25 protein-coding genes are annotated in these 19600 nt (G+C 68.8%); 12 read left to right on the top strand and 13 right to left on the bottom strand.

Features of this window, described 5'->3' with window-relative positions; all coding sequences use genetic code 11:
• Positions 1-39: 39 nt before the first annotated feature.
• Both VEC11_RS16295 and VEC11_RS16290 read right to left on the bottom strand, forming a co-directional pair.
• Positions 40-618 carry a hypothetical protein gene (locus VEC11_RS16295; protein ID WP_464134301.1) on the bottom strand — a complete coding sequence of 193 codons (579 nt, stop codon included), beginning with the start codon at positions 616-618 and terminating at the stop codon, positions 40-42.
• A gap of 86 nt (positions 619-704) precedes the next feature.
• On the bottom strand, positions 705-1466 hold the full coding sequence (locus VEC11_RS16290; protein ID WP_464134296.1) for a LytTR family DNA-binding domain-containing protein: 762 nt from the start codon (positions 1464-1466) through the stop codon (positions 705-707).
• Positions 1467-1534: 68 nt separating this feature from the next.
• Between VEC11_RS16290 and VEC11_RS16285 the strand changes: the two genes are divergently transcribed.
• From VEC11_RS16285 to queE, 5 genes are all read left to right on the top strand, one after another.
• Entirely contained in the window at positions 1535-2188 is a 654-nt protein-coding gene (locus tag VEC11_RS16285; protein WP_464134292.1) for a DUF2306 domain-containing protein, read from the top strand.
• Positions 2189-2218: 30 nt separating this feature from the next.
• Positions 2219-3139, top strand: a complete 921-nt coding sequence (locus VEC11_RS16280; protein ID WP_464134289.1) for an Hsp33 family molecular chaperone HslO — start codon at positions 2219-2221, stop codon at positions 3137-3139.
• 90 nt (positions 3140-3229) lie between these two features.
• Positions 3230-3643 (top strand): DUF3617 domain-containing protein, encoded by a 414-nt coding sequence (locus tag VEC11_RS16275; protein WP_464134286.1) that lies wholly within the window; start codon positions 3230-3232, stop codon positions 3641-3643.
• A 264-nt stretch (positions 3644-3907) separates the two neighbouring features.
• Entirely contained in the window at positions 3908-4612 is a 705-nt protein-coding gene (queC, locus tag VEC11_RS16270; protein ID WP_464134281.1) for a 7-cyano-7-deazaguanine synthase QueC, read from the top strand.
• Positions 4609-5235: a 7-carboxy-7-deazaguanine synthase gene (gene queE / locus VEC11_RS16265; protein WP_464134277.1), complete on the top strand. Its 627-nt coding sequence runs from the start codon at positions 4609-4611 to the stop codon at positions 5233-5235. Before queC ends, queE begins: the two co-directional genes overlap by 4 nt.
• 137 nt (positions 5236-5372) lie before the next feature.
• Here the strand turns inward: queE and VEC11_RS16260 are convergent, their stop codons facing one another.
• Both VEC11_RS16260 and VEC11_RS16255 read right to left on the bottom strand, forming a co-directional pair.
• Positions 5373-6038, bottom strand: coding sequence for a hypothetical protein (locus VEC11_RS16260; RefSeq protein WP_464134272.1), 666 nt, complete (start codon positions 6036-6038; stop codon positions 5373-5375).
• Positions 6039-6158: 120 nt separating this feature from the next.
• Entirely contained in the window at positions 6159-6437 is a 279-nt protein-coding gene (locus tag VEC11_RS16255) for a hypothetical protein (protein ID WP_464134269.1), read from the bottom strand.
• A 143-nt stretch (positions 6438-6580) separates the two neighbouring features.
• Between VEC11_RS16255 and VEC11_RS16250 the strand changes: the two genes are divergently transcribed.
• Positions 6581-6898: a PilZ domain-containing protein gene (locus tag VEC11_RS16250; RefSeq protein WP_464134267.1), complete on the top strand. Its 318-nt coding sequence runs from the start codon at positions 6581-6583 to the stop codon at positions 6896-6898.
• 76 nt (positions 6899-6974) lie between these two features.
• Here the strand turns inward: VEC11_RS16250 and VEC11_RS16245 are convergent, their stop codons facing one another.
• Both VEC11_RS16245 and lipB read right to left on the bottom strand, forming a co-directional pair.
• Positions 6975-7220 (bottom strand): hypothetical protein, encoded by a 246-nt coding sequence (locus VEC11_RS16245; protein ID WP_464134261.1) that lies wholly within the window; start codon positions 7218-7220, stop codon positions 6975-6977.
• Between the two features lie 100 nt (positions 7221-7320).
• Positions 7321-7971: a lipoyl(octanoyl) transferase LipB gene (gene lipB / locus VEC11_RS16240; protein ID WP_464134257.1), complete on the bottom strand. Its 651-nt coding sequence runs from the start codon at positions 7969-7971 to the stop codon at positions 7321-7323.
• Positions 7972-8121: 150 nt separating this feature from the next.
• Between lipB and VEC11_RS16235 the strand changes: the two genes are divergently transcribed.
• Complete coding sequence (locus VEC11_RS16235; protein WP_464134251.1) at positions 8122-8853, top strand: hypothetical protein; 732 nt, start codon at positions 8122-8124, stop codon at positions 8851-8853.
• Between the two features lie 107 nt (positions 8854-8960).
• On the top strand, positions 8961-9944 hold the full coding sequence (locus tag VEC11_RS16230; protein ID WP_464134246.1) for a hypothetical protein: 984 nt from the start codon (positions 8961-8963) through the stop codon (positions 9942-9944).
• Here the strand turns inward: VEC11_RS16230 and VEC11_RS16225 are convergent.
• From VEC11_RS16225 to VEC11_RS16205, 5 genes are all read right to left on the bottom strand, one after another.
• Positions 9941-10522 carry a GNAT family N-acetyltransferase gene (locus VEC11_RS16225; RefSeq protein ID WP_464134240.1) on the bottom strand — a complete coding sequence of 194 codons (582 nt, stop codon included), beginning with the start codon at positions 10520-10522 and terminating at the stop codon, positions 9941-9943. The genes VEC11_RS16230 and VEC11_RS16225 overlap by 4 nt on opposite strands.
• Positions 10519-11382, bottom strand: a complete 864-nt coding sequence (gene hemF / locus VEC11_RS16220; RefSeq protein WP_464134236.1) for an oxygen-dependent coproporphyrinogen oxidase — start codon at positions 11380-11382, stop codon at positions 10519-10521. Before hemF ends, VEC11_RS16225 begins: the two co-directional genes overlap by 4 nt.
• Positions 11383-11430: 48 nt before the next feature.
• A complete protein-coding gene (locus VEC11_RS16215) occupies positions 11431-12261 on the bottom strand; it encodes a hypothetical protein (RefSeq protein WP_464134231.1) in 831 nt (276 codons plus the stop codon).
• A gap of 99 nt (positions 12262-12360) precedes the next feature.
• Positions 12361-12828, bottom strand: a complete 468-nt coding sequence (locus VEC11_RS16210) for a tRNA (cytidine(34)-2'-O)-methyltransferase (protein WP_464134226.1) — start codon at positions 12826-12828, stop codon at positions 12361-12363.
• Positions 12828-13748, bottom strand: coding sequence for an oxygenase MpaB family protein (locus VEC11_RS16205; RefSeq protein ID WP_464134221.1), 921 nt, complete (start codon positions 13746-13748; stop codon positions 12828-12830). Before VEC11_RS16205 ends, VEC11_RS16210 begins: the two co-directional genes overlap by 1 nt.
• A gap of 199 nt (positions 13749-13947) precedes the next feature.
• Between VEC11_RS16205 and petA the strand changes: the two genes are divergently transcribed.
• Genes petA through VEC11_RS16190 form a run of 3 tightly spaced genes read left to right on the top strand, consistent with a single transcriptional unit; the run spans position 13948 to position 16775 of the window.
• Positions 13948-14514 carry a ubiquinol-cytochrome c reductase iron-sulfur subunit gene (petA, locus tag VEC11_RS16200; protein ID WP_464134216.1) on the top strand — a complete coding sequence of 189 codons (567 nt, stop codon included), beginning with the start codon at positions 13948-13950 and terminating at the stop codon, positions 14512-14514.
• A gap of 11 nt (positions 14515-14525) precedes the next feature.
• Positions 14526-15818: a cytochrome b gene (locus tag VEC11_RS16195; protein ID WP_464134212.1), complete on the top strand. Its 1293-nt coding sequence runs from the start codon at positions 14526-14528 to the stop codon at positions 15816-15818.
• A gap of 15 nt (positions 15819-15833) precedes the next feature.
• Complete coding sequence (locus VEC11_RS16190; RefSeq protein ID WP_464134208.1) at positions 15834-16775, top strand: cytochrome c1; 942 nt, start codon at positions 15834-15836, stop codon at positions 16773-16775.
• Between the two features lie 24 nt (positions 16776-16799).
• Here VEC11_RS16190 and VEC11_RS16185 read toward each other — a convergent pair whose 3' ends face one another.
• Complete coding sequence (locus VEC11_RS16185; protein WP_464134202.1) at positions 16800-17252, bottom strand: MaoC family dehydratase; 453 nt, start codon at positions 17250-17252, stop codon at positions 16800-16802.
• 86 nt (positions 17253-17338) lie between these two features.
• Here VEC11_RS16185 and VEC11_RS16180 point away from each other — a divergent pair, with 86 nt between their 5' ends.
• Positions 17339-19093, top strand: coding sequence for a bifunctional metallophosphatase/5'-nucleotidase (locus tag VEC11_RS16180; protein WP_464134197.1), 1755 nt, complete (start codon positions 17339-17341; stop codon positions 19091-19093).
• An 18-nt stretch (positions 19094-19111) separates the two neighbouring features.
• Here VEC11_RS16180 and VEC11_RS16175 read toward each other — a convergent pair whose 3' ends face one another.
• Positions 19112-19600, bottom strand: a complete 489-nt coding sequence (locus tag VEC11_RS16175) for an anthrone oxygenase family protein (protein ID WP_464134193.1) — start codon at positions 19598-19600, stop codon at positions 19112-19114.

Raw genomic sequence — 19600 nt, 5'->3', positions numbered from 1 at the left:
CCGCCAAGGGTTGGAAAGCTGACGTTGGCTACCCCGTGCCTACGTCGCGGTTGAACAGCTTGCCGACCGGGCAAGAATAAATTCTGGCAGGCCGCCTCGGCCCTCGATTTCCATCAACGAGTCGAGGCCCGGCGATCTGGCGTCAGGCCTGCTGCCAAGTATAGCCCGATAAGCCCTGAGCGCCCCCGCGACGCCCGCCACCTGTCTTGCATTCGGATCGGCCGCGATTTCCGGATGCTGGATGACAAGAACGGCCATGGAAAACGTGTATTGAAGCATAATCTCACCGGCGTACTGATAGCCTTCCTCCATACCCCCCAATGAGCTGAGGCAGATGTTCACGGACACATCGGGTACCTCGGTGAGCCAGCGCAACGCCCACTCGCGGTCCCCTCTGGCGCCGGGTCGCAGCGGAGCCTCTTCCAGCGTTCGGGTGATGGAGACGAAGCGCGCACGGTCCTCGGGTGATGAAGGCGCGCCCTGCGCAGTCGCTGGAAAGAGCCCGGAGATCAGTGCCAAACCTAGCGCAAGAACTCCAACCAGTGAGCGGCCAGGCACAAGTTGGGTTTTTGACATTCTCGTCTCCAAAGAGAGCTCATGCTTCACCAGCTTCCCCATGGCTCGTGATATCGCCAGAGCGCGGACGTCCGCAATGGGTCGAAGGCGGACATTCGCATGGGGGCGCTTGCATGCCTATGCCCTGATCAGCGCCATCCCGCGTCCCTGAGCGCGGCGGCGCAGCTGCGGCTCACCGGCGCCATGAGCCCGCCTGCAAGCCGCGCCTCGCCCGTGCCGCGCTTCCACTTCACCGCCTCGATCGCATCGGCCGCAGCCCACCAGGAGCGGTGCAGCCGGTAGCCATGGGCCAGAGCGAGCTCCTCGATCGCCTCGGCGAAGCGCATCGCGACGAGCTCGGAGCCCATGTCCGTATGGACCCGGACATAGTGATCCTCCGCCTCGACCGCGATCAGCCGCCCCGCGCGCCGTTTCGCTGAGAGACGCATGCGGAAGGCGCGCTCGGCCTCGGGGAGCGGCGGCACGACGAGCGTTCGGGTCTCGACCACCCGCCGCCAGGCCAGAGCGCGCAGGGCCATGAGCAGCAGCGCGACGACCAGCACCTGCCAGGCGAGCTGCGGCAGCAGCCACCAGCGCCGCGGCAGGTCGAGCAGCCAGGCGTTGAGCCCGTAGACGTAGAGGGTGACCGGCGGGGTCATCACCAGCGAGACCATAACCACGCGCAGCCAGAAGGCGCGGATGCGCGGCCCGAGCGTGGCGTCGATCAGGATTCCGACCAGCCCGCTGCCGATCGTCGCCAGCAGCCAATACGCCGTCCGCAGCAAGGGCGGGACGTCGAGCGTGCGATAGGGGCCGAGCAGCCCAAGCACCAGGCCGAGCCCGCCGAGCAGCGCCAGCTCGAGCGAGAAGCGCCGCCAGCGCACCACTCGCGAAGCAGATGCACCGTTCACGGAAATGGCCCTTTCCCCCCTGGCGCGGCCCGGCAAGCAGGACGCGACACCGCCGAACGGAGCCTAACATGATCCGCAAGCTCATCCCAATCTACTCGGCCGCATGGCGCCTGGTCGTCGTCCTGCTGATCCTCGAGATCGCCTTCGTCTCGGCACTCCGCTACGTCATCGGCAGCGAGGCGCAGCCGCCGCCGATCCTCGCCAACGCCTTCGCGCATCCCTTCCTCGTCATCCACGTCGTCGCGGCGATGATCGCTTTGCTGGTCGGGCCGCTGCAGTTCGTGCGCCGGCTCCGGACGCGGCGGCCCGCCGTGCACCGCGCCTTCGGGAAGGCCTACGTCGCCGCCATCGCGATCGGCTCGCCGGCCGGCTTCGTGCTTGCCCTGGGGACGAGCGCCGGGCCGCTCGCCGCCACCGGCTTCGCCGCGGTCGCCGTGCTCTCGATCGCCTTCACCTGGCTCGGCTGGCGCGCGGCCGTGCAGCGCCGCTTCGCCGAGCACCGGGCCTGGATGCTCCGCTCCTGGGCGATGACGGCGGGCGCGATCACCCTGCGCCTGCTGCTGCCCGCCTCGGCGATGCTGGGGCTCGGCTTCTACACGGCCTATCCGGTCATCGCCTGGCTGTCCTGGCTCACCAATCTCGCGCTCGTCGAATATCTGATCCGCCGCGCGCGCGGGCCGAAGGCCGTCGCGGGGAGGCTCGCACCCGCCCAGGGCTATTGACCACGGGCCATTCATTGCCACATCGGCGCCATGGCCTTCCCGAACCAGCAACCCATCGCCGCCGCGGCGAGCCTCGACAATGCCGTCGGCTTCGCGCTGCCCGGCCGCCATGCCCGCGGCCGGCTGGTGCGGCTCGGGCCGGTGCTGGAGGAGATCCTCTCCGCGCACGCCTATCCCGCGCCGATCGCGCGGGTGCTCGGCGAGGCGCTGGTGCTCACCGCCCTCCTCGGCGCGACGCTCAAGGATGCCGGCGGGCAGCTGACCCTGCAGGCGCAGACCGAGAACGGCATCGTCGACCTGCTCGTCGCCGATTATCGCGGCGGCGAGCTGCGCGGCTATGTGCGTTTCGATCCGGAGCGGCTCGCGGAGGAGCCGGGCCAGCCCTCGCTCTCGGCTTTGTTCGGCAAAGGCTATCTGGCGATCACCTTCGACCAGGCGGTTTCCAACGAGCGCTACCAGGGGATCGTGCCGCTGGAGGGCGAAAGCCTCGCCGAGGCGGCCGAGCATTTCTTCGGCCAGTCCGAGCAGATTCCGAGCCTGGTCCGGATCGCGGTCGGCGACAGCGGGCGGATCGCGGGCGGCATCCTGCTCCAGCACCTTCCCGAGGGCGAGGAGGGGCGCGAGCGTCTGCACACCAGGCTCGACCATCCCGAATGGGACCATGTCCGCATCCTCGGCGAGACCGTCCGCGCCGGCGAGCTCACCGATCCGGCGCTGCCGCTCGAGGACCTGCTCTGGCGCCTGTTCCACGACGAGGAGGAGGTGCGGCTGCTCTCGACGACGCCGCTCGTCCGCGGCTGCCGCTGCAATGCCGAGCATGTCCGCTCGGTCCTTGCCCGATTCGCACCCGAGGAACGGGCCGAAATGGCAGACGAATCCGGCAATATCGGCGTCGACTGCGAGTTCTGCTCGAAGGTTTTCGTCGTCCGGAACAGCGAGTTGGACGCATAAGCCTGCGTTCATTGGGGCGCCGCAATTATGCTACATTTGTGACCGACACTGGCACGTTCGCAGGCGGCGTATCCGCCATCGGGAGTTGTGATGCGTAACCTGTTCGTCTGGCGGCTGCTGGCCGCCTCTGGATTGAGCATGCTCCTTGCCGGGCCGGGCCAGACCCAGCCCGAAAACGGCGCGCATCCGATGCTGACCCGGCTCGAGGCCGGCCAGTGGGAGCTCAGGGGCGGTTCGGGCAATGCCCGGATCGGCGCGATCTGCCTCGGCAATCCGATCCTGCTCACCCAGCCGCGCCACCGTGCCGCCGCCTGCACGCGCGACGTTGTCGCCGCCGACGCGGACAGCATGACGGTCAATTATTCCTGCCCGGGGCAGGGCCGCGGCCGCACCACCCTGCGCTTCGAGACGCCGCGGCTGGTGCAGATCGACAGCCAGGGGCTCGACCGTGGCATGCCCTTCGCGCTCCGCGCCGAGGCCCGGCGGGTGGGGCCCTGCGCCTGACAGTCATCCCGGCGCTGCTGCCTTGCTCTCACATGACCCTGGTCATGGGTCCCGGCTTGCGCCGGGATGACTCACAGGGTGATCGTTCCCCCTCCGCAATTTTACCGATCGAGGTTAACGGGTTGGTAACCACGAAAGGGTAGAGCGATGGCTGTGCCGCGAGCGGCACGCTTTCCTCCCTAGCAGGCTTCGATGCCTGAACTGGGCCGTCCCTTCGGGGGCGGCCCATTCTTTTTGTGCGCGAGGTCGCTATATGCGCCCGCGATGAGCAAGCAGGCAGTCGTTCTCCTTTCCGGCGGCATGGATTCCATGGTCGTCGCCGGCCTCGCGCGCGAGGCGGGCTATCGACTGCTTGCGCTGACTGTGGACTACAATCAGCGCCACCGCATCGAGCTGGAGGCGGCGGCGCGGATCGCGGCGCAGCTCGGCGCCGAGCGGCACATCGTGCTTCCGCTCGATCTCAGCCGCTTCGGCGGCTCCGCGCTGACCGACGATATCGCGGTGCCCAAAGCGGGCGTTGCGGAGGATGTGATTCCGGTCACCTACGTCCCCGCGCGCAATACCATCTTCCTCTCGCTCTGCCTGGGCTGGGCCGAGGCGGCGGGCGCGCGCGACCTGTTCATCGGCGTCAACGCGCTCGATTATTCGGGTTATCCCGACTGCCGGCCGGACTTCGTCGCCGCCTTCGAGGCGATGGCGAACCTCGCCACCAAGGCGGGCGTCGAGGGCGATCGCTTCACCGTCCACACGCCGCTCATGCGCATGACCAAGGCCGACATCGCCGCCGAGGCGGCGCGGCTCGGCCTCGACGCGGGGATGAGCTGGTCCTGCTACGATCCCGCCCCGGGCGGCCTACATTGCGGCCTCTGCGATGCCTGCCGCCTGCGCAGCAAAGGCTTCCAGGAAGCGGGCCTGCCCGATCCGACCCTTTATGCAGCAAGCCCGCCCCTGACCGGGACCGGGCTATGAGCTACGCGGTCAAGGAGATTTTCCTGACCCTGCAGGGCGAGGGGATGCAGGCCGGGCGGCGGGCGGTCTTCCTGCGGTTCGCGGGCTGCAACCTGTGGACCGGGCGCGAAGCGGACCGGGCGAGCGCCCAATGCACGTTCTGCGACACCGATTTCGTCGGCATGGACGGCAAGAATGGCGGCCGCTACGGGGCGGCGGCGCTCGCGGACAAGGTGGCGGCGCTCTGGGCGAGCGGCGAGCGCCCGCTGGTCGTGATCACCGGCGGCGAGCCGATGCTGCAGCTCGACGCCGCCCTGATCGACGCGCTGCACGACCGGGGCTTCGAGATCGCCGTCGAGACCAACGGCACCTTGCCCGCGCCGGCGGGGATCGACTGGATCTGCGTCAGCCCCAAGGCCGGCACCGAGATCGTCCAGCGCGCCGGCGACGAGCTGAAGCTGGTCTGGCCGCAGGCCGGCCTGGATCCCGAGGCCCTGCTCGGCTGGGACTTCCGCCACTTCCTGATCCAGCCCATGGATTGCGCCGACGCGGCGGCGGCGCGCGCGGCGGCGATCGACTATGTGCTCGGCCACCCGCAATGGCGGCTCAGCCTGCAGACGCACAAGTTGCTGGGGCTGCCCTGAGGTCAGATCCTCCCCGGCACGGGGAGGGGGACCGCGACGCGTAGCGGCGCGGTGGAGGGGGCCCGGCGTGTTGCACAGAGCCCCCTCCGTCAGCGCTTCGCGCTGCCACCTCCCCGTGAACGGGGAGGATCAAAATTTTACCTCTGCCGCTCGCACTCCCGCCGCTCGTTGCGCGGCAGGCTCGAGCAGTCGCGCGGGCTGAGCGCGATCGGGGTGAGCCGGACCGGGGCGCGGGTGAAATTGTAGCCGTCGGGCGCCGGGATCAGGCTGCCGCGGAACTCGCGCATCCGGGTGGCGGCGAGCTGGGCGAACTGGCCCTTGGGGGTCGCCAGCGCCTCCTTCCCGATCCGCGACGCCGTCTGGCAGAAGCCGAGCTGGGCGTTGAGGGCCGAGAAGCCGTTATAGGTCTGGGTCGAATAGAGATCGAACTCGCGCGGACCCGTGCGGCCGTGCCGGCGGCGGAAATAGCCCTCGAGCGTCGTATAGGCGGCCGCGAGCTCGCGATTATGGTGCGCGAGCAAGGCATTGTAATTGCCGACCGTCCGCAGGAAGGGCGAGAATTGGCACTGCAGCGCCGCGACGTTGAGGCCCGAGCGCAGGTTCCAGAGCAGGTGCGCGCGATATTCGGCCGGGGTCGCGCCGGGCAAAGGCAGGCCGACCAGGGGGTCGCTGCCGTCGATCGGCCCGGAGGGGAAGCTGGGCGGCACCAGGAAGAGCTGCGCCGAGGCGGGTGCGGCGAGCCCGGTCGCCGCGAGGACGGCGAGCGCCGCCTGGTTCAGCCTGGTCCTGACCGATACGCGCATCTCACCCTCCGCTCACATGTCGGCCAACGCCTTAGCGCGCCGCGAAAAAAGGCGCCAGAGGCAGGAACGGGCACGGCGCGCGCGCGGCACGGCGCGGCGCTGTCCGTCCCCGCCGGTCGCTCACATGCCGGCGACGTTGCTCTCGACGTTCGGGGTCGAGGGCGGCGGCGGCGTCGTGTCCGGCGTGGCCTCGTTCGCCATGTTGGTCTCGGCGGGCGGAGGCGGCAGCGGCGCGTTCGTCACCGATTCCATCGCGCTGGCGTCGTTGCCGGGCACGGCGAGGCCGCCATTGTCGACCAGCTCGCCCGCGGCATTGTTCGCGGCCGGGGCGCCGCGGTTGCAGCCCGAAACGGCCAGAGCGGCGCCGGCGAGCAAAGCGAGCTTCATCAGGTGACGCATTCTTGTCCTCCCTTGTCCGGCCCCGATCTTATCGCGGCGATCGGCCGGCGGAAGCGGAAAATGAGGACATTGATGGTGAACGCCGCCTTAGCCTGCATCCTTTCCGCGCGCGGCCCGTTGCTGGCCTGGAGAGGGGTGCCCAGTTGCTTTCAACCGGCCAGGCGTCAGGCTTCCAGCGCAAGGACCTTCGCATCGCGTTCGATGCGGAGGCGGTCGTGATCCACGACGGGGTGCCGTTCAGCGCGCGCGTCGCGGATGTCTCGCGCGGCGGCGCCGCGCTCTCCGCGCCCTTGCCGCCGCCGAAGGATGCGACGGTGACGCTCGAGCTGGGCAGTCACGCGCTCGTCGCCCGCGTCGCCTGGCGGGGCGGCCGCCGCTTCGGGCTTCATTTCGAGACCCGGCTGCGGGCGAGCGACGTCTTCCTGCTCACCCGTCAATGTCGCGGCACCTCTGCGCCCTAGCAGCTCGCCTGCCGGCCAAAAAAGAAGGCCGCCGGTCGCCCGGCGGCCTTCTCCAACCTGAAATCGCGTGGTGCGATTACATGCCGTTCGTGGTGTTGCCCGGAGCCGCCATGTTGGCGTCGGCCGGAGCAGCCGGAGCGGCCATGTTGTTGTCCATCGGCATGCCCTCGTTCATCGGGGCCATGGCCGGCTCGTTCATGACGGCCGGCTCGTTGCTGGTGGCGTTGGCGGTGTTGTTGGCCGCACCGCCGCCGCAGGCCGCGACGAGGAGAGCGGCGCCGGCAATCATCACACCGGTGGTCGCTTTGGAAAGAATGCGCATTAGAAGGTCTCCCTAGATTGATGATTTGGTCGGGTAGGCCCCTTTTTCGCCCAAATCAGCTGCAGCTTCTATACGGAAAGCCGGAGCCCCTCAAGCCTGCCTATTCCGCCTCGATCGCGGTCAGGAAGGCGCCGAGCCCGCGCCGCAGCGCCAGGTCGAATTCGCCATGATCCTCGACCCCCAGCTGCGCCAGGCTGGTGACCGGGGCGTCGGCGATGCCGCAGGGCACGATCCCTGAAAAATGAGACAGTTGCGGGGCGAGGTTGACCGAGAAGCCGTGCAGGGTGACCCAGCGCTTCACGCGGAGGCCGAGCGCGCCGATCTTGGCCTCGCCGCCGCCATCCGTCCCCGCGACCCAGATGCCGATCCGGCCGGGCGAGCGATGCGCGGCGACGCCAAGTTTCGCCAGCGAATCGATCAGCCAGCCTTCCAGCGCATGGACGAAGCGGCGGACGTCGCGGCCGCGCCTGTCGAGATCGAGCATCAGATAGCCGACCCGCTGCCCCGGCCCGTGATAGGTGTAGCGCCCGCCGCGCCCGGCCGCATAGACCGGGAAATTCTCCGGATTGAACAATTCGGCGGGGTCGGCGCTGGTCCCGGCCGTGTAGAGCGGCGGATGCTCGAGCAGCCAGATCAGCTCGGCCGCGTCGCCGGCCCGAATCGCCGCCGCGCGCGCCTCCATCCCGGCAAGCGCCTCGGGATAGGGGACGAGCCCCGGCGACACCCGCCATTCGATCGCGTTTTCATCCATCGCCGCCCATGTCGTGCAGGCGGGCCCCGTACGCAAGCGCCGCTTGCTGGCGCGCGCCACCCTCTTTTCATATGCCGGGACCTTGATTCACGTTTCAGGCGGCTTCCGCCTGAAACGATCAGGGTCTAGGGCAGGGGCAAGGAGAGGCGCGTGGCGAAATTCACCCAGAATGACGTGTGGACCGATACGCTGCGGCTGATGCGGGCCCATTGGGCGGCGCTGGTCGCGATCGCGGGCGCGCTGGTCTTCCTGCCCACCCTGCTGGTGAACCACTTCTTCCCGATGGGCGATCCGCCCACCGGCACGGATCTCCAGGCCTATGTCCAGTTCGTGCTCGATTATTACCGGCAGAACGCCTTGCCGGTGGTGCTGCAGAGCTTCGTGGTGATGGCCGGCAGCGCCACGATGCTGCGGCTGGTCTTCGCGCAGGGCGGGACGGTGGGCGGCGCCCTGCTCTTCGCGATCGCGCTGCTGCCGGTCTATTCGATCCTGGTCGTGCTCGTGAACCTTGCGGTCGGCGCGGGCCTGATGCTGCTGATCGTGCCCGGCCTCTACCTCTGGGGCCGGCTGCTGCCCGCCGGACCGGCAATGGTCGCCGAGGAGAGGCGCAACCCGATCGACGCCCTGAAGCGCGGCTGGGCGCTCAGCGAGGGCCATGGCTGGCTGATCATCGCCCTCTATCTGCTGGTGATGATCCCGGCCGCCATCCTGATGCTGGTGGTCAGCCAGCTGACGGGCATCGGCTTCATCCTCGCCGCCGGCCAGCAGCTCGGCACCCTGCTCGGCATGATCCTGCTCTGCGCGATGCAGGCGCTGGTCACGACGCTGCTCACCATGCTCGCCGCCGCCATCTACCGTGCGCTCGCGCCAAAGAAGCCCTAGGCGCCGATCGCGCTGATATCGCACCGTTAATCCGGGCTGCGCTGGACTTCGGCGGGCGCCCGCTTCATGCTCGACGGCGCGGCGCGGGGGCGCCGCAGGGGGACATTATGGACAAGTTCAGCATCATCGGCGCCTGGTCGCTCGGCTTCCGATTCATCGCGCGGCACTGGCTGCTGCACCTCCTGATCCTGCTCGGGCTCGGCATCGCGCTGCCGCTCGGCCTGCAATTCGCACTGGTGGGCGGGCCGATGGAGACGGTGAACCTGGGCCGGATCGGGCCGGATCCGTTCGGCGGCGGCTGGCTGGTCGAGAATCCGCTCCTCCTCGCGATCCTCTTCGCCGGCTGGATCCTGCAGGTGGGGAGCTATTTCGCGTCCTGGCGGCTCGGCTTCGGCGCCCGGCTCGGCAACGCCCTGCTCTACGGCCTGCTCGCCGCCCTGGTCGCCATCGCCCTCGTCGCCGTCGCGCGGACCCTCGGCGAATATGGCTCGCGGCTGGTCGTGTCGCCCGACGCCTTTTTCGTGGCGGTGCTGATCTTCCTGGCGCCCCTGCTCTTCGTCATGGCCCTGTTGTTCGTGACCCAGGCGGTGATGGTCGCGGGCGTGGTCCTGCTGCTGCTCGCCTTCGCCATGGGCTATGGCGCGATCAGCGGCACGATCGGCTTCGCCGCGACCCTGGTCGGCGGGGATGGCAGCATCGCCGTGCTGCTGCTGGTGCTGAGCGGCATCCTGTTCTGGCTCGCCGCCCGGCTCTGTTGCACGACCTCGATCATGGCGGACCGCGGCAGCCTCAACATCTTCGCCGCGATCCGCGATTCCTGGCGGATGACGCTGGAGGACCAGGCCGCGATCACGCGCTATCTCTTCCTGGTCGGCGCCGTGCTCGGCCTGGTGGTCATCGGCCTTGCGGTCCTGCTCGGCGAGGGCATGCGGGCGATCCCGCGCGGCGGCGTCGGCTACACGTTCGACATCGCCACCCTGATCCCCCGGCTCGGCCTCGCCGTGCCGCTCGCCTTGCTGACGGTGATGATCCCGGCCGGCATCTACCGGCTGCTGACAGACGACCAGATTTCCGCGGAGGTGTTCGACTAGGCCTCGACCAGGGGAATTTGCGGCGCGACGTCGCGCGGCAGCAGGCCGGCGAGGCGCGGGTCCGGGAAGCTCTCGAAGGCACGGCGCTTCGCGACGAAGCCGGCGCGCAGATAAGCGGGGAGGGCGGCCGGATGGTCGAGCGAGCAGGTGTGCACGCGCACCTTCCCGACGCCCGGCGCCCAGGCCAGCCGCAGGGTCTCGGCGAACAGCCACTTGCCATGGCCCATGCCCGCCAGCTCGGGCACCAGGCCGAGGAACCGGATCGTGCAGAGCCCGGGCTCGCGAAAATCGAGCTCGATGAACCCCGCATCCGCGCCGTCCGGCCCGATGACGACGTGCACCTCAGCAACCCTGGCGCTGAGTTCCGCGTCGCTCATCGCCAGCCGCGAGAACCAGAGCCAGCGCGACCCGACCCGGCGGAACAGGGCCCGGTAGCGCTCAGGATCGGCGCCCGCCCAGCGCTCGAGCCTGAGCGGGGAGGCGGGGAGGGGCGCGGCCGGCGGCGGCCTGTCCATCTCGAGATAGGTCACCACCGCGGCGACATGGCCCGCGGGGACGGCGGTCAGACTGGCGCTCACGACCAGGTCGCCAGCGGCGGCAGGCTCATCAGGATCGCGTCGACATTACCGCCGGTCTTGAGCCCGAACAGGGTGCCCCGGTCGTAGATCAGGTTGAACTCCGCATAGCGGCCGCGCCATTCGAGCTGCACGGCCCGGTCGGTCTCCGTGAACGGCATGCCCATCCGCCGCCGCACGAGCCGCGGGAAGACGTCCAGGAAGGCCTCGCCCACGTCCCGGGTGAAGGCGAAATTCTCCTCGAAGGTCGGGCCATGGCCGGGCGCATTGCATTCGAGATGATCGTAGAAGATGCCGCCGACGCCGCGGTGCACGCCCCGGTGCGGGATGAAGAAATAATCCTCCGCCCATTTCGAGAAGCGGCCATAATAGGTCTGGTCGTGCGCGGCGCAGGCGGCGCGCAGCCGGGCGTGGAAGTCTGCGGTGTCCTCCTCATAGGGGATGGGCGGATTGAGGTCGGCGCCGCCGCCGAACCAGCTTTTCGTGGTGCGCAGGAAGCGCGTGTTCATATGGACGGCGGGCACGTGCGGATTGGCCATATGGGCGACCAGGCTGATCCCGGTGGCGAAGAAGCGCGGATCCTCGCCGGCGCCGTGGACGGTCCTGGCGAACTCCTCGCTGAACCGCCCGCCGACGGTGGAGACGTTCACCCCCACCTTCTCGAACACCTTGCCCTTCATCACCCCGCGCACGCCGCCGCCGCCGGGGCTGCCGTCCGGATCGTGCCGGTCCCAGGCGAGATAGTCGAAGCGCGCCTTCGAGCCGGCTTCCGCCTCGATCGCCTCGAATTCGGCGCAGATCCGGTCGCGCAGGGCTTCGAACCAGGTGCGGGCGGCCTGCTGCTGGTCGTCAAGCTCGATCATGAGGGCGTCGTTGCCTTCGCACGCGTCCGCTGGCAAGCCCGCCGCAGCTCAGGCAGGCTGCGGCGCCTCCGCGCCGGACCGCGCCGGGCGCCGCCCCGCCCGCCAGCCCGCCCAGCTGGTCAACGCCCCGATCGCAAAGCCGCTCAGCACCACCAGGCTGCTAGGCAACTGCCCGAGCGCCGCGAGCAGCGACTTCAGCCAGGCCGTGTCCACCATCAGCCCCATGGCTGCCAACTGCGCCGCGATGAAGAGGCCGGCCACCAGGAAGGGCGCCGCCCGCTCCCGGTATTTCAGCCAGATCAGCGCGATAATCAGGAGTTCCAGCGCGATCGACCAAAGGATCGAGGGCAGGATCAGGTGAAGGTCGCCCGGCCCCCTGATCGCGAGCCCGGGCATGAACCCGTTGAGAATCCGGCTGAACGGCGATTCGAACAGAATCAGCGGCGTCGCCAGCATGTAGCCGGCATGGACCCAGGTTTTCCGCCGGTATTTGAGCGCACGATAATAGACTGTGACATAGGCGGCGATCGCGAGCGCCATGCCGATCAGGAAGGAGGCGCCGAACATCTGCGTCACCGGAAAGGCGTCCCCGGCGAGATATTTCTTGGCGGTCACGTCGATGATCGCGGTCAGCCCGCCGATCAGGAAGGGGAAGAGCAGGAGGCTGGTCTTGCCGACCGCGCGGTGCAGCGGCAGTTGCCGGTGATGCGCGGTCCAGCTCTGCGTCGCGACCATGATCACCCAGAGGCTGGCGGCGATGCCGTGGGCGTGGAACTGCCAGGGCACGCTGTCCAGGGGCGCGAAATAGCTGGGCCAGAAACCCGCGACGATCACTGCGATCACGACGAGCACGTAATAATGGGCGCGCGGATACGGCATCGGCCATCCCCCCTGTTTCCGCTGCGTCGGGGCATATCATGAAAGAGGCGAGGATGCCCGGGCTAATTCGGCAGCTGCCGGAGGCCGACCCAACGTAGGTCACCCGGACCAATGCCCAGCCTGCCTCAACGCCTCCGCCACCCCGATCCCAACCGCCACCGCAAGGTTCAGCGACCGCGTCCCCGCCACCTGCGGGATCCGCACCCTGAGCTCCGCCCGCTCGTGCACCCCCTCCGGCACACCTCCGCTCTCCGAGCCGAACAGCAGCACATCCCCCGATTCGAACCGCGCCTCCGGCAGCCGCACCCCGCCCGCGGTTGTGAACAGCACGAGCCGCCCCGCCAGCCCGGCCGAGCCTCCCAAACTCGCTTCAAACGCCCCCCAGTCCGCGTGCCGCGTCACGTTGGCGAGCTCCGCATAGTCCATGCCGGCGCGCTTCAGGGCGCGGTCGCCCCAGGGGAAGCCCAATGGCTCGATCAGGTCGAGCGGCACGCCCAGGCAGGCGGCGAGGCGGATGATCGTGCCGACATTGCCGGCCTGGTCCGGCTGGTAAAGGGCGAGGCGCATCAGCGGTCGTCCGGCAGCCTGCGCGAGGCGCGCTCGACCTGTTTCATCCTCGCTCTCGCCTCGCGCACCGGCCGGAACAGCAGATAGCCGGCGTTGATCGCCCGGAGCGAGACCGCCATGAGGGCACGGCCAAGGCGACCGCGCGGCAGCCAGCGGGGCAGGGCATAATCGGCGCGCACCTCATCCGGCAGCAGCGCGGCGGCGGCGGCCAGGTGGAGGGCCCAGAATGGGCGCATGGTCAGCGGCATCCGCGCGTTCACGAGCATCCGGGCGAACTGCCGGGCCGGCTCGGTCAGGGCGAGCCCCTCCACCCCGTCGATCCAGGCGCGCAGCGCCGCCCGCGTCGCCGGCACCGCCGTCCGATCCAGCCCCACGAGCGCTGCGGCGGCGACCTGCTCGGCGACGAACCGGTCCTGCTCCGCCTCGGTGAGCCGCTTCGCGAACGTCTCATAGCCCCTCAGCGCATATTCGGTGTGAATGGCATGGACCCAGAGCAGCAGGTCCGGATCGTCGGCGCGGTGGCGACGCCCGGTGGCAGGATCGATGCCGCTGATCTGGCGGTGAATCTCCCGCACCCGGGCCGCCGCGGCTTCGGCGCCGGGCCTGCTGCTGAAGGTGATCGTCAACACGTAATCGGCGGTCATGTGCGCCCGCCGCCAGGCGTCGGTCCGGAAGACGCTCTGCTGGTCCACCGCCGCCATGGCGCCCGGGTGAAGCGCCTGCATCAGCACCGCGGCCACGCCCGACGCGCCGTAGCTGGCATGGGAGAAGACGCGCCAGCTGACGCTGCCCGGGCCGAACAGGCCGGGGTCGGCCGCGCTCAATGTGCGGACGGACTTGCCGACCAGCACCTTGGTGGTGCCGATCGCCTCCAGCACTCCGGGGAGGACGATCGTGTCGGTCGCGTCGGGCCGGCGCATTTGCGGGCTATGCCTCAAAACGCGCTGTCGCGACAGTTCCGGCGAGCGGATTCACAGGGCCTGTCCTCAGGGCGTAACGCCCCCGTCAAAATGACGGTTGGCAAAGGGCATGCCCCGCGTCTATCAGGCCCCCGCAAGCGGCCCGATCCTTCGGGTTCGGGGGCTTTTGTATTCCGGTTTCGGACACACGAAGGACATTATGGCTGCGGTCGACAAGAGCGAACAGGCGGAGCCCGCCGCGGAGGGCGGCATCCGCCGCCGCGACTTCCTGAACATCGGGGCAGCGGCCGCCGGCGGCGTCGGCGCGGTCGCGTTCCTCTTCCCGCTGATCAACCAGATGAACCCGTCGGCCGACGTGCTCGCGCTGGCGCAGATCGACGTGGACGTGGGCCCGATCCAGGCCGGCCAGGCGATCAAGACGATGTGGCGCAAGCAGCCCATCTTCATCCGCAACCTGACCCCGGCCGAGCAGGCCGCCGCCAATGCCGTCGACACGGGCTCGCTGCGCGATCCGCAGACGCTCGACGAGCGGACCAAGGAAGGCCATCGCAACTGGCTGATCACGCTCGGCGTCTGCACCCACCTGGGCTGCGTGCCGCTGGGCGCCGCGGAAGGCGAGCCGAAGGGCGAGTTCGGCGGCTATTTCTGCCCGTGCCACGGTTCCCACTACGACACCGCGGCGCGCATCCGCAAAGGGCCGGCGCCGCGCAACCTCGAAGTGCCCGAATATGAATTCATCAGCGACACCAGTGTCCGCATCGGCTGAGGTAGAGACAGATGAGCTTCCCCTGGGCTGAAGAATATAAGCCGAAGCATCCGTTCATGCGCTGGCTGGACGACCGGCTGCCGCTGCCGCGCATGGTCTACAACGCCACCGGCAAGGGCTATCCGGTCCCGCGCAACCTGAACCATTTCTGGAATTTCGGCGTGCTCGCCGGGCTTGCTCTGGTGCTCCAGATCGTCACCGGCATCGTGCTGGCGATGCACTATAATTCCAATGCGGACACCGCCTTCGCCTCGGTCGAGCACATCATGCGCGACGTCAATGGCGGCTGGTTCCTGCGCTACCTGCACGCCAACGGCGCCAGCTTCTTCTTCGTCGTGGTCTACGTCCACATCTTCCGCGGCCTCTATTACGGCTCCTACAAGGCGCCGCGCGAGATGGTGTGGATGCTCGGACTCGTCATCTTCCTCCTGATGATGGCGACCGCCTTCATGGGCTATGTGCTGCCCTGGGGGCAGATGAGCTTCTGGGCGTCCAAGGTGATCACCGGCCTGTTCGGGGCGATCCCGGTCGTCGGCGAGCCGATCCAGAACTGGCTGCTCGGCGGCTTCGCGCCGGACCAGGCGACTTTGACGCGTTTCTTCTCGCTCCACTATCTGCTGCCCTTCGTGATCGCGGGCGTGGTGATCCTGCACATCTGGGCGCTGCACATCCACGGCTCGGGCAACCCGACCGGGGTCGACGTGAAGAGCCCGCAGGACACGGTGCCCTTCCATCCCTACTACACGGCGAAGGACGGGTTCGGGGTCTTCCTGGCGCTGCTCCTGCTCGCGGTGCTGGTCTTCTTCCTGCCCAATTATCTGGGCCATCCGGACAATTACATCCCGGCCAACCCGCTCTCGACGCCGGCCCATATCGTGCCCGAATGGTATTTCTGGCCCTTCTACGCGATCCTCAGGGCCTTCACCTTCGACTTCATCCTGCCGGCGAAGCTCTGGGGCGTGCTGGCGATGTTCGGCTCGATCCTTTTGCTCTTCTTCCTGCCCTGGCTCGACAAGTCGCCGGTGCGCTCGGGCTCCTACCGGCCGAAGTTCCGGATGTTCTTCTGGATCCTGATCCTCGACGTGCTCGTGCTCGGCTGGTGCGGCGGCATGCCGGCGGAAGAGCCCTATGTGATGATCAGCCAGCTGGCGACGATCTACTATTTCGCCCACTTCCTGATCATCCTGCCCGTCCTGTCCTGGGTCGAGAAGACGCTGCCTCTGCCCAATTCGATCTCGGAAAGCGTGCTGCATGGCGAGGCGGCCGAAGCCGCTCCGCTGGGCGCCGCTCCGGCCAAAGCGTAAGGGGAAGACGCCGTCATGGTTCGCATTTTGGGCATCCTGGTTGGTCTCGGCTTTTGCGGGGTCGCCGCCTGGTCGCTGCTCTGGGGCGCGATCCAGTATATGAAGGAACCGCCCCAGGCGACGGTGGAGGCGCGCTTCCACGAGCATCCGCGGCATCCGCATTTCGAGTTCGAGGGGCCGTTCGGACGCTTCAGCCACAGCCAGCAGCAGCTGCAGCGCGGCATGCAGGTCTATCGCGAGGTCTGCTCCAACTGCCACAGCCTGAACTTCGTCGCGTTCCGCAACTTCGCGGACCTCGGCTATAATGAGGCGCAGGTCCGCACGCTCGCCAACGAGTGGACCCGCAAGGTCACTACGACCAATCCGCAGGACGGCTCAGCGATGGAGCGCAACCCGCTTCCCGCGGACCGGATCCCGCCGCCCTATCCGAACGAGGCCGCCGCGCGCAACGCCAACAACAATGCGCTGCCGCCCGATCTCAGCCTGATCACCAAGGCGCGGCACGGCGGCGCGGCCTATGTCTATTCGCTGCTGACCGGCTATCAAAATCCGGCGACCTACCGGAACCATGACGGCGAGGCGCTGCCGGCGGATGCGCGGCCGGGCGCGGGCCTGCATTTCAATCCCTATTTCCCGAACCTCAACCTCGCCATGGCGCCGCCGCTCACCGCCAATCAGGTCACCTATGCGGACGGCACGCCGGCGACGGTCGACCAGATGGCGCAGGATGTCGCCGCGTTCCTCGCCTGGACCGCCGAGCCGGAGTCCGACGCCCGGAAGAATGCGGGCTTCGCCACCCTGATCTTCCTGCTGTTCGGCACGATCCTGTCCTACATGGCCTATCAGAACGTCTGGTATGGCGGCGCCAGCCGCCGGGTCCGCGAGACCGGTGCGCTCGATCCCGAGAACATGGCGAAGGGCGAGCACGCCAAGGATGAGGCCGGCGTCGCCGGCTGAGCCTTCCCGCGTGCGGCCCGGCCGCTAGCCTGCGGCCGGCCGGCGCCGGATCAGCACGATCGAGGTGAAGGTCAGCACCGGCACATCGTCCTGGTTGGTGACCGTCGTCTTCGTCCGGAATGAGCCGAGATCGGGCTTCGAGCGCGACGGCGTCTTCTCCATGATCTCGCCACGCACGGTCAGCGTGTCGCCGGGATAGACCGGCTTCAGCCAGCGCAGCTCGTCAATCCCGGGCGAACCGAGGCCGGCCTGCTCCTCGTCGACGACGTGGCGGGCGATCACGCCCATGGTCATTGCGCAGGTATGCCAGCCGCTGGCCGACAGGCGGCCGAAATAGGTCTTCGCCGCCGCCTCGTCGGAGAGGTGGAAGGGCTGCGGATCATATTTGCGCGCGAATTCCAGCACCTCCTCGCGCGTCACCTCATAGCTGCCGAAATGCGTTTCCTTGCCGACCTCGAGGTCCTCGAAATAGATCACGTAAGACTCCTTCGCAGGCCGTGATGACAGTGTCATCGACCCGTGCCAAACAGCGCTCGCAGACTCAAGCGGTGGGACAGGCGGCGATGCGGGTAAAATTGTGGCTTGGGGCGGTGCTGGCGCTGGCAGGCTGTGCGACGGCGCCTCGTACCGGTCCCGCGCAGACGGTGCCGGTCCGGATCATCGCCTTCAACGATTTCCATGGGCAGATCGAGCCGCCGCGCCGGACGGTGCCCTATGTCGCGCCGGACGGGCGGCAGGTGCCGGTGCCGGCCGGGGGCGCGGCCTGGTTCGCCTCGGCGGTGCAGAGCCTGCGCGCCGGCCATCCGAACAATGTGACCGTTTCCGCGGGCGACCTGATCAGCGCCTCTCCGCTGATCTCCGCCGGCTTCCTCGACGAGCCGACCATTCTCGCGATGAATCTGATCGGGCTCGACTTCAACGCGGTCGGCAATCACGAATTCGACCGCGGGCGCGAGGAGCTGCTGCGCATGCAGAATGGCGGCTGCGCGCGCCATACCAACCGCGAGCCCTGCGGCCTCGACCGGGACTTTCCCGGCGCCCGCTTCGGCTTTCTCGCCGCGAACGTGCGCACCCGGGATGGCGGCACGGTGCTGCCCTCGCACGGCCTGCGCCGCTTCGGAAGCGGACGGACGCAGGTGACGGTCGGCTTCATTGGCCTCACGACGCGCAATACCGCCACGCTGGTCACGCCGGCCGGAGTGGCCGGGCTGACCTTCGCCGACGAGGCGGAGAGCATCAACGCGCTCGTCCCGCAGCTGCGCGCCGGGGGGGCGGATGCGATCGTGGTCGTCATCCATGAGGGCGTGGAGACCGACGTCCCCTATGACGACCGTTCCTGCCGCGGGATGCGCGGCGACCTGATGGAGATTCTGGCCCGGCTCGATCCCTCGATCGACGTCGTCGTCTCGGGCCACACCCACAACGCCTATATCTGCGATTACGGCGCGGTCGATCCGGCCCGACCCTTCCTGGTCACCAGCGCCGGCCGGGGCGGCGTGCTGCTCACCACGATCGACCTCGCCATCGACCCCGTCGCCGGCAGGGTCGTGTCCAGGCAGGCGAATTTCACGATCGTGCAGAGCGCGCCCTATCGGGCGGGCGGCAACGAGGTGGCCCAGACCGATATCGTGCCCCGCTTCGCTCCGGATCCGGCCGTGGCCGCCCTGGTCCAGCGCTATGCGGTGGCGATCGCGCCGGTGGCGGGACGGGTGGTCGGGCGCCTGACCGGGCCGGCGTCGCGCGAGAGGGTGGAGTCCGGCGAATCCGTGCTCGGCGACCTGATCGCCGACGCCCATCTCGCGGCCACAAGCGCGCCCGAGGCCGGCGGCGCCCAGATCGCCTTCACCAACCAGACGAGCGTGCGCGCCGACGTCATCCCGGCCCCGGACGGGAGCGTCACCTTCGGCCAGCTCTTCACCGCCCAGCCTTTCGGCAACAATCTGGTCGTGAAGAGCTTCACCGGGCGCGAGCTGCGCGCGATCCTGGAGCAGCAGTGGGCGAGCGGCACGAATACACTGACCTCGCCGATCATGCTGACGCCGTCGCGCGGCCTGACCTACAGCTACGACCTGCGCCGGCCCGAGGGGCAGCGCATCCTCGATCTCAGGCTCAACGGTCAGCCGGTCGGCGACGACACGTCCTACCGGATCGCCTTCAACAGCTTCCTCGCCTCGGGCGGCGACAATTTCACGCTCTTCCGCGGCGGCCGCGACATGGTCGGGGGTCCGCTCGATATCGACGCGATCGAGCGCTACATCGCGGCAGGCAGCCCGCTGACGCCGCCCGCCGCCGACCGGATCAGGCGGCTGTCGCCCTGACCCGGCGGGAGCGGTCAGTCAGGCCTGCGTGACCGCGACGGTCATCGCCAGGAACGCCAGCGTCATCAGCCCGGCCCGCACGAGATGCGAGCGTTCCCAGCGATCGCGCAATTTCTTCCAGCCGGCGCCCGGCGGCGCGGCGCCGGTGGCGAAGAAGGCGGTCCCGGCCGTGCCCAGCTCCTGCTCCTGCATCCAGAGCCGGTTCACGGGCTGGGTGACGAGCCAGAAGATCAGGTGCGTCGCGGCCGTCGCGGCGAGGGCGAAGGCGGTCCACCAGAAGGCGTCGCTCGCCGGCGGGGTCAGACCGAGCAGCACCGCGAGCAGGATGAGAGCGAGCGGCTCGCTGGCGCCGCCGATGGTGAAGCCCGGATAGTAGATGGTCTGGACGGCGAGGTAGGTCTGCCGGTCGAGCCGCATCTTGCCCGGCATCTCGGCGGCATGGGCGAAGGCGAAGGCCCAGGCGGCGGCGACCAGAAAGAGCGCGGCGATCTGAAGCACTTGCACCAT

This window comes from Allosphingosinicella sp., from assembly GCF_035626655.1.
Lineage (GTDB): Bacteria > Pseudomonadota > Alphaproteobacteria > Sphingomonadales > Sphingomonadaceae > Allosphingosinicella.
Note: the sequence above shows the minus strand (reverse complement) of the source record. Positions and strands in the feature narration are given on the sequence as shown.

Bases quoted from the DNA above. Each gene is read 5' to 3' on its own strand.
- VEC11_RS16175 (WP_464134193.1), bottom strand. From the start codon at position 19,600: ATGGTGCAAGTGCTTCAGATCGCCGCGCTCTTTCTGGTCGCCGCCGCC.
- VEC11_RS16295 (WP_464134301.1), bottom strand. From the start codon at position 618: ATGGGGAAGCTGGTGAAGCATGAGCTCTCTTTGGAGACGAGAATGTCA.
- VEC11_RS16255 (WP_464134269.1), bottom strand. From the start codon at position 6,437: ATGCGTCACCTGATGAAGCTCGCTTTGCTCGCCGGCGCCGCTCTGGCC.
- VEC11_RS16205 (WP_464134221.1), bottom strand. From the start codon at position 13,748: ATGCGCCGGCCCGACGCGACCGACACGATCGTCCTCCCCGGAGTGCTG.
- petA (WP_464134216.1), top strand. From the start codon at position 13,948: ATGGCTGCGGTCGACAAGAGCGAACAGGCGGAGCCCGCCGCGGAGGGC.
- VEC11_RS16180 (WP_464134197.1), top strand. From the start codon at position 17,339: ATGCGGGTAAAATTGTGGCTTGGGGCGGTGCTGGCGCTGGCAGGCTGT.
- hemF (WP_464134236.1), bottom strand. From the start codon at position 11,382: ATGATCGAGCTTGACGACCAGCAGCAGGCCGCCCGCACCTGGTTCGAA.
- VEC11_RS16195 (WP_464134212.1), top strand. From the start codon at position 14,526: ATGAGCTTCCCCTGGGCTGAAGAATATAAGCCGAAGCATCCGTTCATG.
- VEC11_RS16230 (WP_464134246.1), top strand. From the start codon at position 8,961: ATGGACAAGTTCAGCATCATCGGCGCCTGGTCGCTCGGCTTCCGATTC.
- VEC11_RS16245 (WP_464134261.1), bottom strand. From the start codon at position 7,220: ATGCGCATTCTTTCCAAAGCGACCACCGGTGTGATGATTGCCGGCGCC.
- VEC11_RS16190 (WP_464134208.1), top strand. From the start codon at position 15,834: ATGGTTCGCATTTTGGGCATCCTGGTTGGTCTCGGCTTTTGCGGGGTC.
- VEC11_RS16275 (WP_464134286.1), top strand. From the start codon at position 3,230: ATGCGTAACCTGTTCGTCTGGCGGCTGCTGGCCGCCTCTGGATTGAGC.
- VEC11_RS16210 (WP_464134226.1), bottom strand. From the start codon at position 12,828: ATGCGCCTCGCCCTTTACCAGCCGGACCAGGCCGGCAATGTCGGCACG.
- lipB (WP_464134257.1), bottom strand. From the start codon at position 7,971: ATGGATGAAAACGCGATCGAATGGCGGGTGTCGCCGGGGCTCGTCCCC.
- VEC11_RS16260 (WP_464134272.1), bottom strand. From the start codon at position 6,038: ATGCGCGTATCGGTCAGGACCAGGCTGAACCAGGCGGCGCTCGCCGTC.
- queC (WP_464134281.1), top strand. From the start codon at position 3,908: ATGAGCAAGCAGGCAGTCGTTCTCCTTTCCGGCGGCATGGATTCCATG.
- VEC11_RS16285 (WP_464134292.1), top strand. From the start codon at position 1,535: ATGATCCGCAAGCTCATCCCAATCTACTCGGCCGCATGGCGCCTGGTC.
- VEC11_RS16215 (WP_464134231.1), bottom strand. From the start codon at position 12,261: ATGCCGTATCCGCGCGCCCATTATTACGTGCTCGTCGTGATCGCAGTG.
- VEC11_RS16280 (WP_464134289.1), top strand. From the start codon at position 2,219: ATGGCCTTCCCGAACCAGCAACCCATCGCCGCCGCGGCGAGCCTCGAC.
- queE (WP_464134277.1), top strand. From the start codon at position 4,609: ATGAGCTACGCGGTCAAGGAGATTTTCCTGACCCTGCAGGGCGAGGGG.